Source organism: Streptomyces sp. NPDC052496 (genome assembly GCF_040679095.1).
In the GTDB taxonomy this organism is placed as follows: Bacteria; Actinomycetota; Actinomycetes; order Streptomycetales; family Streptomycetaceae; genus Streptomyces.
The window spans coordinates 121,530-136,943 of record NZ_JBFAUH010000023.1 but is presented as its reverse complement, the minus strand read 5'-3'; the positions used below and the strand labels follow the sequence as shown (position 1 = coordinate 136,943).

The 15,414-nt window shown below is 71.2% G+C and carries 9 protein-coding genes; 6 read left to right on the top strand and 3 right to left on the bottom strand.

The genetic code is table 11. From position 1 onward, the window contains the following. Nucleotides 1-119: 119 nt before the first annotated feature. The gene (locus AB0L45_RS28235) at nucleotides 120-1,538 is read left to right on the top strand and encodes a sugar porter family MFS transporter (RefSeq protein ID WP_365844743.1); all 1,419 of its coding nucleotides are present in this window, start codon (nucleotides 120-122) and stop codon (nucleotides 1,536-1,538) included. 218 nt (nucleotides 1,539-1,756) lie between these two features. Here AB0L45_RS28235 and AB0L45_RS28230 read toward each other — a convergent pair whose 3' ends face one another. Together AB0L45_RS28230 and AB0L45_RS28225 are read right to left on the bottom strand one after the other, a co-directional pair. Next, nucleotides 1,757-2,746, bottom strand: coding sequence for an LLM class flavin-dependent oxidoreductase (locus AB0L45_RS28230; RefSeq protein WP_365844741.1), 990 nt, complete (start codon nucleotides 2,744-2,746; stop codon nucleotides 1,757-1,759). Between the two features lie 92 nt (nucleotides 2,747-2,838). Continuing rightward, nucleotides 2,839-4,320, bottom strand: a complete 1,482-nt coding sequence (locus AB0L45_RS28225) for a cytosine permease (protein ID WP_365844739.1) — start codon at nucleotides 4,318-4,320, stop codon at nucleotides 2,839-2,841. A gap of 491 nt (nucleotides 4,321-4,811) precedes the next feature. On the opposite strand from AB0L45_RS28225, the gene ftsY reads away from it, so the two are divergent. Beyond that, nucleotides 4,812-6,056 (top strand): signal recognition particle-docking protein FtsY, encoded by a 1,245-nt coding sequence (gene ftsY / locus AB0L45_RS28220; RefSeq protein WP_365844737.1) that lies wholly within the window; start codon nucleotides 4,812-4,814, stop codon nucleotides 6,054-6,056. 340 nt (nucleotides 6,057-6,396) lie between these two features. On the opposite strand, the gene AB0L45_RS28215 is transcribed toward ftsY, so the two are convergent. Continuing rightward, a complete protein-coding gene (locus AB0L45_RS28215; RefSeq protein ID WP_365844735.1) occupies nucleotides 6,397-7,065 on the bottom strand; it encodes a bifunctional DNA primase/polymerase in 669 nt (222 codons plus the stop codon). A 1,306-nt stretch (nucleotides 7,066-8,371) separates the two neighbouring features. On the opposite strand from AB0L45_RS28215, the gene AB0L45_RS28210 reads away from it, so the two are divergent. The 4 genes from AB0L45_RS28210 (at nucleotide 8,372) to AB0L45_RS28195 (ending at nucleotide 15,166) form a co-directional block, all read left to right on the top strand. Then, a complete protein-coding gene (locus AB0L45_RS28210; protein WP_365844733.1) occupies nucleotides 8,372-9,847 on the top strand; it encodes a hypothetical protein in 1,476 nt (491 codons plus the stop codon). A gap of 401 nt (nucleotides 9,848-10,248) precedes the next feature. Next, nucleotides 10,249-11,709, top strand: coding sequence for an ammonium transporter (locus tag AB0L45_RS28205; protein WP_365844731.1), 1,461 nt, complete (start codon nucleotides 10,249-10,251; stop codon nucleotides 11,707-11,709). Continuing rightward, nucleotides 11,706-12,044 carry a P-II family nitrogen regulator gene (locus tag AB0L45_RS28200; RefSeq protein WP_365844729.1) on the top strand — a complete coding sequence of 113 codons (339 nt, stop codon included), beginning with the start codon at nucleotides 11,706-11,708 and terminating at the stop codon, nucleotides 12,042-12,044. The genes AB0L45_RS28205 and AB0L45_RS28200 overlap by 4 nt, the downstream gene beginning before the upstream one ends. Nucleotides 12,045-12,532: 488 nt before the next feature. Then, nucleotides 12,533-15,166, top strand: coding sequence for a [protein-PII] uridylyltransferase (locus AB0L45_RS28195; RefSeq protein ID WP_365844834.1), 2,634 nt, complete (start codon nucleotides 12,533-12,535; stop codon nucleotides 15,164-15,166). The last annotated feature ends 248 nt before the right edge of the window (nucleotides 15,167-15,414 follow it).

The window sequence follows — 15,414 nt, the reverse complement described above, 5'->3', positions numbered from 1 at the left end:
GAAGGCATAGGGTCTGCAACGTTGCTTTTACCTTCAAGTGGTGGGTACCCCCAACCTATGCGCCACTGGAAGGGCCAGCCCCCTACGCCCGGCAGCGCAGCCGGGCACTGGAGTACACGTTGACCAGCACCGCGCAGCCGACGATGCCGGAGGGCCGCAAGGCCCAGCCGGACCACCTCGGCCATGTCATCTTCATCACCGCGGCTGCCGCGATGGGCGGCTTCCTCTTCGGCTACGACAGTTCCGTGATCAACGGCGCCGTCGAGGCCATCCGCGGCCGCTACGAGGTGGGCTCAGCGGGGCTCGCCCAGGTGATCGCCATCGCACTGATCGGCTGCGCCATCGGAGCCGCCACGGCCGGCCGGATCGCCGACCGCATCGGCCGCATCCGCGTCATGCAGATCGCCGCGGCGCTCTTCACGGTCAGCGCCGTCGGCTCGGCGCTGCCGTTCGCCCTGTGGGACCTGGCCATGTGGCGGGTCCTGGGCGGTATCGCGATCGGTATGGCCTCGGTGATCGGCCCGGCCTACATCGCCGAGGTCGCGCCGCCCGCGTACCGGGGGCGCCTGGGCTCCTTCCAGCAGGCCGCCATCGTCATCGGCATCGCCGTCTCCCAGCTGGTGAACTGGGGCATCCTCAACCTCGCCGGCGGTGACCAGCGCGGCAAGGTGGCGGGCCTGGAGGCCTGGCAGTGGATGCTCGGCGTGATGGTCGTACCGGCCGTGCTCTACGGCCTGCTCTCCTTCGCGATCCCCGAGTCGCCCCGCTTCCTGATCTCCGTCGGCAAGACCGAGAAGGCCAAGGAGGTGCTGGCCGAGGTCGAGGGCCGGAGCATCGACCTGGACACCCGTGTCTCGGAGATCAAGGAGGCGATGCGCCGGGAGCACAAGTCCAGCTTCAAGGACCTGCTGGGCGGCAAGGCCGGCTTCCTGCCGATCGTCTGGATCGGTATCGGCCTCTCGGTCTTCCAGCAGCTCGTCGGCATCAACGTGGCGTTCTACTACTCCTCGACGCTGTGGCAGTCGGTCGGCATCAACCCGAGCAGCTCGTTCTTCTACAGCTTCACCACCTCGATCATCAACATCGTCGGCACCGTGATCGCGATGATCTTCGTCGACCGGATCGGCCGCCGCCCGCTGGCGCTGATCGGCTCCGCCGGTATGGCCGTCGCGCTCGCCCTGGAGGCGTGGGCCTTCGCCTCCAAGACCGCGGACGGCACGCTGCCGACCGCCCAGGGCACGGTCGCCCTGATCGCGGCCCACGCGTTCGTGCTCTTCTTCGCCCTGTCCTGGGGTGTCGTGGTCTGGGTCTTCCTCGGTGAGATGTTCCCGAACAAGATCCGCGCCGCTGCGCTCGGTGTCGCCGCGTGTGCGCAGTGGATCGCCAACTGGGCCATCACGGCCAGCTTCCCGAGCCTTTCCGACTGGAACCTTTCGGGTACGTACGTGATCTACATGATCTTCGCTCTGCTCTCGATCCCCTTCGTGCTGAAATTCGTGAAGGAGACCAAGGGCAAGGCGTTGGAGGAGATGGGCTAACACCCCCCCGCCAGCTCATCTCCTCAGTTGTGGGCGGCTGCCCCGGTCCGTCGGACGGACCGGGGCAGCTCCTGTATTCCGGGGCAAGGCTTCGAGGCGGTTCCTTTCCGCGTGAATGGTTTTCCGTTGAAGCAAAGGCGGGCGGCGCCGCACGTCCCCGCGTGGCGCGGAGCGTGCCGGTCCCCAGGCCTCCTTGCAAGACGGACCGGGCCCGCGCCTCAGAGCTCCCTGAGGCGCGGAACGACCCGCTCCGCGAACAGGTGTACGGAACGCCAGCCTTCGTCCACCGGCATCCCGCCGCACAGCGGATGCAGGATCAGCGACCCCGCAGTCCCCGCCTCCCCGGCCAGCCGCACGCACTCCTCGGGCGTCACGATCCGGTAGACCCCCTCCTGGCGCAGCGCCTCGACATCGCCGGCGGCGGACCGGACGGCCGACTCCGCACCGGGCGACTGCCACGACGCGTACGTACGCGCCTCGTACAGCAGATGCCCGCCGTACTCGGCCCAGGCCCGGTCCGGATCCTCGGACACGTGCAGCAGACACGTACGGGCGGCGGGCTGCATCACCCAGCCCTCGGTCCCGTACTCGGCGCGCCGCGCGTGGTAGTACGTCTCCAGCTCGGGCAGCCGCGCACTGGGGAACAGCGGCAGCCCCAGCCGCGCCGCCCGGCGCGCGGCGGCCCGGGAACTGCCGCCGACCAGCAGCAGCGGATGGGGCTGCGTGTACGGACGCGGGGTGATCCGCACCGTACGGCCCCGGTAGCGGAACGGTTCACCCTTCCAGGCGGCGAGCAGCGTCTCCAGCACCTCGTCCTGGAGCTTGCCGCGCCAGTGCCAGTCCCGGCCGTGCGCCGCGTACTCCTCGGGCCGGTAGCCGATGCCCGCCACCGTGACCAGCCGGCCGCCGCTCAGCAGATCCAGCACGGCGATCTCCTCGGCCAGCCGCAGCGGGTCGTGCAACGGTGTGATCAGCGCGGAGACGGTGACCGTGATCCGCCGGGTGGCGCCCAGGACGGCGCCCGCGAAGGCCAGCGGCGCGGGCATCCAGCCGCTGTCCGTGGCGTGGTGCTCCTCGGTCTGGACCGTGGTCAGGCCCCGGTCGTCGGCGTACGCGGCCATCTCGACGGCGGCCCGGTAGCGCGCGCCCAGTACGTCGGGAGCGGGGCGGGGGCCGGCGAGGTTGAAGCGCAGGACCGTTACGGGCATGACGAACGTCCCCTTCGCCGAGGCGGTGGGCCCGGTTGGCGAAGGGGACGCTAGCTGACGTCACATCAGGTGAGAAGGGTGCGGGGGCCGAATCAGCCGACCGGCGCGGGCTCCTCGGCAGGGGCGGCGGCGCCCGCGGGCACCGTCTCCTTCGGCTTCGGCAGCACCGCGAAGACCACCGCGGCGATCAGGATCGTGGCCGCCCAGCCCAGGCCGTGCCTGCCCGGCCAGGTCTCGGCCAGCGGGCCGGTGAACCAGGTGACCTTGGTCAGGCACAGCCCGACCACCAGCGCCGCGGTCCAGGCCGTCAGCGCCTGCCAGCAGAAGCCGCCCGCGTACCAGTAGCGGCTGGTGCGGCTGACGTTCATCAGGCTGTCGCCGTCGTAGCGGACGGCCATGTTCCGGCGGCGCGCCATGTCGACGGCGTACACGCCGATCCAGGCGGAGAAGGAGACCGCCAGCAGCGTCAGGAAGGTGATGAACTGGCCGATGAAGTCCTTGGCCACCAGCATCATGAACGCGCCGCCGACCAGGCTGATGATCGCGTTGATGCTCACGGCGAGCGCGCGCGGCAGCTTGACGCCCATGGTCTGCGCGGTGAAACCGGCCGAGTACATCGACAGGCTGTTGATCAGCAGCATCCCGACCAGCGCGGTGATCAGGTACGGCACCGCCAGCCAGGTCGGCAGCACCTCGCCGAGGAACGACATCGGGTCGGTGTTCTGGTTGGCCAGGTCCGGCTTGGAGACGGCCATGATGCCGCCCATCAGCACCATCGGCACGAGCACCAGGGCCGCGCCGGAGATGGTGGTGCCGACGATCTTCTTGCCGGAGGCGGAGTGCGGCAGGTAGCGCGCGAAGTCCGGACCGGTGGGCACCCAGCTGATGCCGCCCGCCGCGATGGTGCCGATACCGGCGATCATCAGCGCGGTGCTGCCCGCCGACTGGGAGAAGATCTTCCCCCACGGCATCTCGGCGATCAGATACACCAGCACCATGATGCTGAAGATGCTGAACAGGTACGTCGAGTACTTGTTGCAGACGTTCAGCGCCTTCCGGCCCATGCCGCTGACCAGGAACGTCGTCGCGACGAAGAGCAGCAGCGTGATGACGGTGAGGACGTTGTTGGCCTCGATGCCGAACAGCAGCTTCAGGACGGTGAGCACCGCGTACGCACCGCTGACCGCGTTGATCGTCTCCCAGCCGAAGCGGGCCACCCACAGGATCGCGCCGGGGAAGTAGTTGCCTCGCACACCGAAAGCGGCGCGGGAGAGCATCGCGCCGGGCGCGCCGCCCCACTTGCCGGAGACCGACAGCACGCCGACCATGCCGAAGGAGACGACGGAGGCGATGGCGGCCACGATCAGGACCTGCCAGAAGTTCAGCCCGTTGGTGATCACCAGGGAGGCCCCCATGGTGAGCAGCAGCACGCTGATGTTGGCGGCGACCCAGGTCGGGAAGAGTTCGCGGACGCGGCCGTGGCGTTCGTGGTCGGGGACGGGCTCGATGCCTCGTTGCTCGACGGCGCCTTCGGTTTCAGGAGCGGACAGAGTGTCCGTGGACGTGGTGCCCATGGTGCAGGTGTCTCCGTGCGGGTTCAGGCAGCGGCTGTGATGCCTGGCGAAGGGGAGGGGGTTGCCAGGACTCTACGCGCGTTGCGCAGCCGAGAGCTATCGTACTTTGATCCAACTTCGGTTCCTACGCCTTGTTGTGTCCAACGACGACCGCCCGCGGCCCCCGCACTCGTCCGAGCCTCCCGCTGGGGTGGTCGAAGCGCAGGTCAGGTGGGGTGCCCAAGGGTCACGCCGGGTGTTCTCCGGGCCCGGCCGGCGGGGTGAAGGCCGGCCGCGTACTCGGCGCGGGAGCGCAGCGGCGAGCCGGCCGGGAGGTGTCCGGAAGCCCCAGGGTGCCGACGAGGCCGCCGCCCGGGCCGTGATACGCGATGTCCGGACTTTTCCGCCGCAGGGCCTGAAGCGGCGCCCCGCCCGGTGAATCCGGACAGGCAGCGTCCAGGTTCGGCGTGTGCGGGCCCGCACGGCGGGGTGTGACCGATACTGGGTGGGTTATGGAATTCGTCATCCTTGCTGTAGTCATCGCTGTGGTCGCGCTCGGCGCGATCAGCGGGCTCGTCGTCAGCAGCCGCAGGAAGAAGCAGCAGCTGCCGCCGGCCCCGCCGACCACCCCGTCCGTCACCGCGCCCCCTGCGGAGCCGCAGGTCGGTGAGGACGCCGAGACCCCCCGCGACGAAACCCGTCGCACCATAGAAGAAGTCGACCTGCCGCCGGCCGAGGCACCACCGGCCGAGGCCCCCGTCGAGGAGCCGGTGGCCGAGGCGCCGCCCGTCCCCGCCGCCCCCGAGGTCGAGGTCCCCGAGCCGACCGCCGGCCGGCTCGTCCGGCTGCGCGCCCGCCTCTCCCGCTCCCAGAACTCGCTCGGCAAGGGCCTGCTCACCCTGCTCTCCCGCGAGCACCTCGACGAGGACACCTGGGAGGAGATCGAGGACACGCTGCTCACCGCCGACGTGGGCGTCGCGCCCACGCAGGAGCTGGTGGAGCGGCTGCGCGAGCGCGTGAAGGTGCTCGGCACCCGTACCCCCGAGGAACTGCGCGGCCTGCTGCGCGAGGAACTGCTCAAGCTGATCGGTACGGATCAGGACCGCGCGGTCGCCACCGACAACGCCCTGGGCAAAGACGGCCAGGAGATCCCCGGCGTCGTCATGGTCGTCGGCGTCAACGGCACCGGCAAGACCACCACCACCGGCAAGCTGGCCCGCGTCCTGGTCGCCGACGGCAAGTCGGTCGTCCTCGGCGCCGCCGACACCTTCCGCGCCGCCGCCGCCGACCAGCTCCAGACCTGGGGCGAGCGGGTCGGAGCCCGTACGGTCCGCGGCCCGGAGGGCGGTGACCCGGCCTCGATCGCCTTCGACGCGGTGAAGGAAGGTATCGCCGAGAGCGCCGACGTGGTCCTCATCGACACCGCCGGCCGGCTGCACACCAAGACCGGCCTGATGGATGAGCTGGGCAAGGTCAAGCGCGTCGTGGAGAAGCACGGCCCGGTCGGCGAGGTCCTCCTCGTCCTGGACGCCACCACCGGCCAGAACGGCCTGGTGCAGGCCCGCGTCTTCGCGGAGGTCGTGGACATCACCGGCGTCGTGCTGACCAAGCTGGACGGCACGGCCAAGGGCGGCATCATCGTCGCGGTCCAGCGCGAGCTGGGCGTCCCGGTCAAGCTCGTCGGCCTCGGCGAGGGCGCGGACGACCTGGCGCCGTTCGAGCCGGAGGCATTCGTGGACGCCCTGATCGGGGACTAGGACACGCAGATGGCCTTATGGGCACGGCCGCACCGGCATGGGCGCGCTGGCACGGATGTGCCGACGGGGGTGCACCGGTACGGGCGCACCGGTACGGGCGGTTCGAAAAGCCCCGCAGCGGATGGGTCGCTGCGGGGCTTTTTGGTGGGTGGGGGGCGGGCGGGTGGGGGCGGGGGAGCCCCGGGGCGTGTATGGGGCTCGTGGCCGTTACGGGTGCCTGGTTACGCGGCACCGGTCTCGCGTCCCGGATACGCGGCTCCGGTCTCACGCCCCGGTTACGCGTTCCGGATACGAACCCCGGTTGAGCGTTCCGTATACGCGCCCCCGTCACGCGTTCCGGCTACGCGGCCGACCGATGGCATACGTAGGCGAGTGTGCCCAGCAGCAGCCGGGCCTGCGGAGGCCGCCCGGCCGTGTCCAGGGTGGGCGGCCGCAGCCACCGCACCGGGCCGAACCCGCCGAGGTCGGACGGCGGGGCCGTGATGTGGTCGCCGGGGCCGCGGGGGCGCAGGTCGAGGGCGGCGTCGTCCCAGCCCATCCGGTAGAGCAGGCCGGGCAGCCCGGCGGCGGCGCCGGGCGCCACGAAGAACAGGGCGCGGCCCGTCGGCGTGGCGGCCACCGGGCCGAGCGGCAGGCCCATCCGTTCCAGCCGTACGAGCGCGCTGCGCCCCGCGACCTCCGGCACTTCGAGAACGTCGAAGGTGCGGCCCACCGGGAGCAGGACGGCCGCGCCGGGTGTCCTGGCCCACGCGTCGGCGGCGTCCTCCAGCGTCGCGCCGGCCGCCAGCCCGTCCGCGAAGGCCAGCGGGTGGGCGCCGGGGGAGGCGCAGTCGTCCGCACCGCACGAGCAGACCGTACGCCCGTTCCCGCCGCGGACCGCGCGGGCGCCGGGCACCACGTCCCAGCCCCACAGCCCCGTGTACTCCGCCACCGCCGTGATCTCGGTCGAGCGGGCGCGACGCCGTGAACCGGACCGGATGTCGCGCATGCCGCCGATCGTGAAGCCCATGCCTCCTCCAACGGGTGGTGTGTGCGAGTGGTTACGTGCCGGAACGCGCTTGTGACGCTCCGTCAGGAGAGGTCGGTGTCCGTGGCGCGTCGTGGTGCGGGGGGTGGTGCGGCGCGTGGCGCGCGCCTTCGCGCACTCCTTTCCGTCCGTCTCCTCTCGACCTGTGTCAAGTCAATCGCGAGGACCGGTCGGGGAGTTCATTCAAAGGGGTGGCGAATGGTGGCGTTTAGCGGATCGCCCTCGCCGCGGGCGTGATCGTAGGATTACTTTCAGTGCGCGACCTGGGGCGAAGTTCCGTGGGCGCGGGTATGCCGGAGGCAACGCACCGGCGGGTGAACCCTCCCGAATCGTGTTGGCTGGATTCCGTGGTCGGGTAGGTCCACCCCGTACCGGTCGTCGCAACAGACGGCATCCTGTGGGAGGTTCGCGGGACACGGCCGCGACGCACGACGGCAGGTCGGCCGTGCGAAGCGGGGCGGCAGCCCGGTGCGCGCATTGCGTGCCGGCGCGGCGCCGACGCGAAACGGCGACGAGAACGGCGGAAGCGGAAGACGGCAGAAGTCCGGAACAGTGGACGCCGGGAACAGCAGAGGCCGGGAACGGCGGAAGCCGGGAAACAGCGGAAGCCGGGAACGGTGGACGCGAAGAGAAGCGGAAGCAGCAGGACGAGCGGCACGGAACACGCAGGCGCGACCGGACGGGCACGGCCGGGAGCGCGACGGGCAGCACACGCGGCACCAGAAGTGCAGGAAGCAGCGGAACGCGACGTACCGGAACCGAAGCACCGGCGGACAGAAACGTACTGGCGCACCCCACGGGACCGCGAGTTCCGTACGGCGAGCGGCCCCGTAGGGCGAGCGGCCCTCCAGGACCGGCAGATGAAGCAGTACCGCACCACCGCGGTACCGCACCACCGCACCACCCAGGTACGGAAGCACAGCGGAACCGCACCACCGCACCAATCAGGTACCGCAGCACAGCGGTACCCCACTACAGCAGTTCTGCGATACAGCAGTACCGCAGAACTGGAAGAACAACAGCATGGCGACGTGGGTGCCGCGGCAGCAGCAGGCCGCAGCGGCCACAGCGCGGCCGGTCACCGGCGGAGCGGCACCTCATGTACCGCACCGCATCGGACCGGCCGGCCGCGGCAGTGACACCGTGCCGGCGCAGTGAGGCACCGGGGCGGTCCGGACCGTATGTAGCGGACGTATGGAAAAGAAACTGGGAAGCGGCGAAGAGCGGCAATGCGCAGCGACGGCGCGGCGCAGTGAAGCAAGGCAGCAATCGGAATGGGGGCGTTCCAGTGGGCGGCAGTGGCGGCACCGGCGCTGACAAGCGCCCCAACGAACCGTTGGGCTCATGGTTCATGCGCAGCGGCTGGTCGAAAGGCGAGCTGGCACGACAGGTCAACCGGCGCGCACGCCAGATGGGCGCGCACCACATCAGCACCGACACCTCGCGCGTACGGCGCTGGCTCGACGGCGAGCAGCCGCGCGAGCCCATCCCGCGCATCCTCTCCGAGCTGTTCTCGGAGCGCTTCGGGTGTGTGGTCGGCATCGAGGACCTCGGCCTGCGTTCCGCGCACCAGTCCCCGTCCGTGTCCGGCGTCGACCTGCCCTGGGCCGGCCCGCAGACCGTCTCACTGATCAGTGAGTTCTCCCGCAGCGACCTGATGCTGGCACGCCGTGGCTTCCTGGGCACCTCCCTGGCCCTGGCCGCCGGGCCCGCCCTCATCGAGCCGATGCAGCGCTGGCTGGTACCGGTCTCGCCGGGTCAGGTGACCGCCGCCCAACAGGCGTCCCAGGAACGTGCGCGGCGCTCCAACCGGTTGTCCGCGCCGGAACTGGACCTGCTGGAGTCGACGACCGTGATGTTCCGCCAGTGGGACGCCCAGTGCGGTGGCGGACTGCGGCGCAAGGCGGTGGTCGGCCAACTCCACGAGGTCACCGACCTGCTGCAGGAACCACAGAGCGAAGAGGTCGCCAAACGGCTGTTCAAGGTCGCCGCCGAACTCGCCGAGCTGGCCGGATGGATGAGCTACGACATCGGCCTGCAGCCCACCGCGCAGAAGTACTTCGTGCTCGCCCTGCACGCCTCCAAGGAGGCCGGCGACCGCCCGCTGGGCTCGTACATCCTCTCCAGCATGAGCCGCCAGATGATCCACCTGGACCGTCCCGACGACGCACTGGAGCTCATCCACCTCGCCCAGTACGGCAGCCGCGAATCGGCTACGCCCCGTACGCAGGCGATGTTGTATGCGATGGAGGCGCGGGCGTACGCGAGCATGGGCCAGCCGGGCAAGGTCAAACGCGCCGTGCGGATGGCCGAGGACACCTTCAGCGACGTGTCGGCCGGCGATCCCGAGCCGGACTGGATCCGCTTCTTCTCGGAGGCCGAGCTGAACGCGGAGAACGCCCACTCCTACCGCGACCTCGCCTACGTGGCCGGGCGCAGCCCGACGTACGCCTCCCTGGCCAACCCGGTGATGCAGCGGGCGGTCGAACTCTTCTCGAAGGACGCGGAGCACCAGCGTTCGTACGCGCTCAACCTGATCGGCATGGCGACGGTGCACCTGCTCCAGAAGGAACCGGAGCAGTGCGCCGTACTGGCGCACCAGGCCATACCACTGGCGAAGAAGGTCCGCTCGGAGCGGGTCAACACCCGACTGCGCAAAACCGTGGACACCGCGGCACGCACCTTCGACGGGGTCGCCGACGTCATCCAGCTCAGCGATGAACTGGCCCAGCAACTGCCGGAGACCGGCGCGGAGGCCGTCTGACCGTACGTCCCGACAGCGCTGCTTTCTGGCGGTGCTCCTTCCTGAACAGCGCTCCCGGCCCCGACGGCACTGCCCGACGGCACGTCCACAAGCCCCGGCCGCGGCCCGTCACCCCGTACAGCTCGACTCGGCTCCCCCACGCCAGGTCACACGGGTGACAGCCGCGGTCGGCTGTGCGTGGGCGGGGGGGGAGGGCGTGGTCGTTTCGGTGGGTTGCGGGGTATGTCGGGCGTGGCGGGCTGATCTCGGAGTTCATAGGGGCGTAACACTGGCGAGGGCTTCGTCACCGCGGGGAAACACCGACGGGTCATGGCCGAAACGGTACTGCGACAACCTCGTGGCGAAAGTCGGCCCACCCGGAACCACGCCCGCACGGGCCGCATCGACGACAGGAGACGCCGATGCCCCCAGGCATCATGACGCTCGCGGCAGACGAGGCCACGTTGAGCCCGGCCAATACCGGCTTCATGCTGATCTGCACCGCTCTGGTGATGCTCATGACCCCCGCCCTCGCCTTCTTCTACGGCGGCATGGTCCGGGTCAAGAGCGTGCTGAACATGCTGATGATGAGCTTCATCAGTCTGGGGATCGTCACCGTCCTGTGGGTCCTGTACGGCTTCGGCATCGCCTTCGGCCAGGACAGCGGCGGCTTCCTCGGCCGGCCCGGTGACTTCGCCGGACTCAGCGGCATCGGTCTGACCGAGCTGTGGGGCACCACCTCCATCCCGGTCTACGTCTTCGCCGTCTTCCAGCTCATGTTCGCGGTGATCACCCCCGCGCTGATCAGCGGTGCTCTCGCGGACCGGGTGAAGTTCACCGCGTGGGCCCTGTTCATCGCCCTGTGGGCCACCGTCGTCTACTTCCCCGTCGCGCACTGGGTGTGGGCCGAGGGCGGCTGGCTCTTCGACCTGGGGGTCATCGACTTCGCCGGCGGTACGGCCGTACACATCAACGCGGGCGCCGCGGCCCTCGGCGTGATCTTCGTCGTCGGCAAGCGCATCGGCTTCAAGAAGGACCCGATGCGGCCGCACAGCCTGCCGCTGGTGATGCTCGGCGCCGGTCTGCTGTGGTTCGGCTGGTTCGGTTTCAATGCGGGCTCCTGGCTCAACAACGACGACGGGGTGGGCGCCGTCGCCTTCGTCAACACCCAGGTCGCGACGGCCGCCGCGATGCTCGGCTGGCTCGCGTACGAGAAGATCCGGCACGGCTCCTTCACCACGCTGGGCGCGGCCTCCGGCGCGGTGGCCGGGCTGGTCGCGATCACCCCGGCGTGCGGCGCGGTCAGCCCGCTGGGCGCGATCGCGGTGGGCGTCATCGCCGGTGTGCTGTGTGCCATGGCGGTCGGGCTGAAGTACCGGTTCGGGTACGACGACTCCCTCGACGTGGTCGGTGTCCACCTCGTCGGCGGCATCGCCGGATCCCTGCTGGTCGGCCTGTTCGCCACCGGCGGCGTCCAGAGCGACGCCAAGGGCCTCCTCTACGGCGGCGGTCTGGAACAGCTCGGCAAGCAGGCCGTCGGTGTCGTCTGCGTACTCCTGTACTCCCTGGTCGTCTCCTTCCTCCTCGCCAAGGTCATCGACGTGCTGATGGGCTTCCGGGTCTCCGAGGACGAGGAGGTCGCGGGCGTCGACCAGGCCGCGCACGCGGAGACGGCGTACGACTTCGGCGGCACGGGCGGCGGCGTGGTGGCACGGACGGGCGCCGGCGTGGGGGCGGCCTCGGCCGCCGTCCCGGCTCGCGGCGACGGCTCGTCCCCGGAGGAGGGCCGGGGGAAGGGCGAGGAGAAGGGCCGAGCGAAGGGTCAGGGGAAGGGCCAGGGCGCGGCCCCGGCTTCCGGCAGTGAGAAGAAGGTGGACGCGTGAAGCTCATCACGGCAGTGATCAAGCCGTACCGGCTCGACGAGGTGAAGGAGGCCCTGCAGTCGTTCGGCGTACATGGCCTGACCGTCACCGAGGCCAGCGGATACGGCAGGCAGCGCGGGCACACGGAGGTGTACCGGGGCGCCGAGTACACCGTCGACCTGGTGCCGAAGGTCCGCATCGAGGTGCTCGTCGACGACGCGGACGCCGCGGAACTGATCGACATCGTGGTGAAGGCAGCCCGCACCGGCAAGATCGGCGACGGCAAGGTCTGGAGCCTCCCGGTCGAGGAGGCGGTCCGCGTCCGCACCGGCGAGCGGGGACCGGACGCGTTGTAGGCGCGGGGCGGGAGCGGGGGCGGGGATGGGGACGGGATGCGGCGGTGCTCGACTGCTCGACGGTCCGGATCCGGAGTCGGCCGGGCCGAAGGCGCGGCGCCGCCCGGCCCGGCGGCTCCCGCCCGTACCGCTACGGCTGTGGGTGCGGCTGACGACGGGGATGCCGATGCAGATGCCGATGCGGTTGCGACGGTGCGGAGCCACCGCCTCCGCACGCGACACAGCCGGCCCCGCCACAGCCGCCGGAGTGTACGGGCGGGGCCCCGCAAGGGCCGGTAGCCGGGGGCCGACATGACCAAGGAGCACCTGAGTTGACCGAGAGCGTGCGGAAGACGGCGAAGAACGGCGACCAGGAGGCGGCCGGAGCGAACACAGCCGGGGCACCCGGTACTTCCGAGAGCCCTCAGCCCTCCAAGTCCCCCAGCACGCCCAACACCTCCAGCGCCTCCAACGCCTCCAACGCCCCCGGGGCCTCCGACCCCCTCAAGATCCCCGACACCTCGGAGGAACCGCCTCCAGCCTCCGCGGCCGAAGCCCGCTACGCCGCGGACCGGCTGCAGCTTCTTAACGACACGGCTCAGGACGGCTCTGAGCGCCGGGCCGCCCTCGCCCGCCTCACCGACGCCTGGCTGGCCGACCTGTTCGAGCGCGCGACCGGCTTCGGGGCCGGCTCCGGCTCCGGCTCCGGGGCTGGTCCCGGTCCCGGTTCTGGCTCCGGTCCCGGTTCTGGCTCTGGCCCCGGTTTCGGCATCGCGCTTGTCGCCGTCGGCGGTTACGGCCGCGGCGAGCTCTCCCCCCGCAGTGACCTGGACCTGCTCCTGCTGCACGACGGCAAGGCCGGCGCCCGCACGGTCGCCGCATTCGCCGACCAGCTCTGGTACCCGGTCTGGGATCTGGGCCTCGCCCTGGACCACTCGGTGCGGACGCCCGCCGAGGCGCGCAAAGCCGCACGCGGGGACCTCAAGGTGCAGCTCGGTCTCCTGGACGCCCGCCACCTGGCCGGTGACCCGGAACTGACGCGCGCCCTGCGCGGCACCGCGCTCGCCGACTGGCGCGAACAGGCCCCCAAACGCCTGCCCGAGCTGCACGAGCTCTGCCGCGAACGCGCCGCGCGCCAAGGCGAGTTGCAGTACCTGCTGGAACCTGACCTCAAGGAGGCCAGGGGTGGACTGCGGGACGCCACCGCACTGCGGGCGGTCGCCGCCTCCTGGCTGGCCGACGCACCACGCGAGGGTCTTGAGGCAGCCCGTATCCGCCTGCTGGACGTACGCGACGCACTCCACCTGGCCACCGGCCGCACCACCGACCGGCTCTCCCTCCAGGAGCAGGACCAGGTGGCCGAGGCACTCGGCGTGCTGGATGCGGACGTACTGCTGCGGCAGGTCTACGAATCCGCGCGCACCATCTCCTACGCCAGTGACGTCACCTGGCGCGAGGTCGGACGCGTACTGCGGTCGCGGTCCGTACGCCCCGTACTGCGGGGCCTGCTGAGAGGCCGTACGGCCGGCGGCGGACCGGGGCGGGGCGAACGCTCGCCGCTCGCCGAGGGCGTGGTCGAACTGGACGGTGAAGCCGTACTGGCCCGGACGGCGCGACCGGACCGCGACCCGGTACTTCCGCTGCGCGCCGCTGCTGCCGCCGCCCAGGCCGGACTGCCGCTGTCCCCGCACGCCGTACGCCGACTGCGCGCGACTGCCGCCACTCGGCCCCTGCCCACCCCGTGGCCGGCCGAGGCGCGGGAACAACTGGTCACGCTGCTGGGCGCGGGCGCGCAGACCGTACCCGTATGGGAGGCGCTGGAGGCGGAAGGGATCACCACCTGGCTGCTGCCCGACTGGGAGCGGGTGCGCTGCCGCCCGCAGCGCAACGCCGTGCACCGCTGGACCGTCGACCGGCACCTGATCGAGACGGCCGTCCGCGCCTCGGCGCTCACCCGGCGCGTGCACCGCCCCGACCTGCTGCTGGTCGCGGCCCTGCTGCACGACATCGGCAAGGGCTGGCCCGGCGACCACTCCGTCTCCGGCGAGACCATCGCCCGGGACATGGCGGCCCGGATCGGTTTCGACGCCCGGGACGTGGCGGTGATCGCCACCCTCGTACGGCACCATCTGCTGCTCATCGACACGGCCACCCGCCGGGACCTCGGTGATCCGGCGACGGTCGACGCGGTCGCGGACACCGTGGGCGACATCGGGACGCTGGAACTGCTGCACGCCCTCACCGAGGCCGACGCGCTGGCGACCGGCCCCGCGGCCTGGAGCACCTGGCGCGGCGCGCTCGTCGCCGACCTGGTGAAACGCGTCACGGCGCGGCTGGCGGGGGAGGCCGCACCGGAAGGGCGCCCGGCGGACGAGCCGACCGCCGAGCAGGAACGCCTGGCCGTCGAGGCGTGGCGTACCGGCGGACCGGTGCTCGCCCTGCACACCCGGACAGAGGACCACGACCAGTCGGTACCCGCCGCAGGCCCCACCGGCACGAGTCCGCATGCGGATACGCGTATGGACGCGGGCGCGGACGCGGATGCGAGTACGGGCTCGGGCGCGGGCGCCGAGCCGGAACCGGTGGGCGTCGAGTTGCTGATGGCCGTACCGGAACAGCCCGGCGTGCTGCCTGCCGCGGCCGGCGTCCTGGCCATGCATCGCCTGACCGTCCGCGCCGCCGACCTGCGCAGTCTCGACCCCGTCGGCGAGGGTCCGGTCCTGCTGCTGAGCTGGCGGGTGGCTGCCGAGTACGGCTCCCTCCCACAGACCGTACGACTGCGGGCGGACCTCGTGCGGGCCCTGGACGGTTCGCTGGACGTGCCGGCTCGGCTCGCGGAACGTGAGCAGGCGTACGCGCGCCGCTCGCGCGGGGCGCAGGCCCCGCCGCCGCGGGTGACGGTCGCCTCCGGGACGTCGCAGCTGGCGACCGTGATCGAGGTACGGGCCCAGGATGCCCAGGGCCTGCTGCACCGGATCGGCCGCGCACTGGAGTCCGCGCGGGTCACCGTACGCAGCGCCCACGTGAGCACGCTGGGCGCGAACGCGGTGGATGCGTTCTACGTCACGGACGAGAAGGGAGAACCCTTGCCGGACGCGGTGGCCGCCGAGGTCGCCCGGACAGTGGAAAACGCTCTCAAATAGCCACGCCCAACCCGAAGACGAAGCCGAGATCGAATCCGAGGCCGAGGCCGAATCCGAAGTCCAACCCGAATCCGACGCCCAACCCGAGTCCGAAGTCCAACCGGAATCCGACGCCCAACCCGAATCCGGTGCAGCCGAAGCCCGCGACCGCACCCGGGCCCGAGCGGGCCGACGGACCGGTGCTGCGTCCAGCGCCGGGCCGGGCTTCGAGGCCGGAGAGACCCGTGAGGCGGACACCGCCACTCCAG

Excerpts from the sequence above, each read along its gene's own strand:
- AB0L45_RS28205 (WP_365844731.1), top strand. The coding sequence starts at position 10,249 with ATGCCCCCAGGCATCATGACGCTCGCGGCAGACGAGGCCACGTTGAGC.
- AB0L45_RS28225 (WP_365844739.1), bottom strand. The coding sequence starts at position 4,320 with ATGGGCACCACGTCCACGGACACTCTGTCCGCTCCTGAAACCGAAGGC.
- AB0L45_RS28230 (WP_365844741.1), bottom strand. The coding sequence starts at position 2,746 with ATGCCCGTAACGGTCCTGCGCTTCAACCTCGCCGGCCCCCGCCCCGCT.
- ftsY (WP_365844737.1), top strand. The coding sequence starts at position 4,812 with ATGGAATTCGTCATCCTTGCTGTAGTCATCGCTGTGGTCGCGCTCGGC.
- AB0L45_RS28215 (WP_365844735.1), bottom strand. The coding sequence starts at position 7,065 with ATGGGCTTCACGATCGGCGGCATGCGCGACATCCGGTCCGGTTCACGG.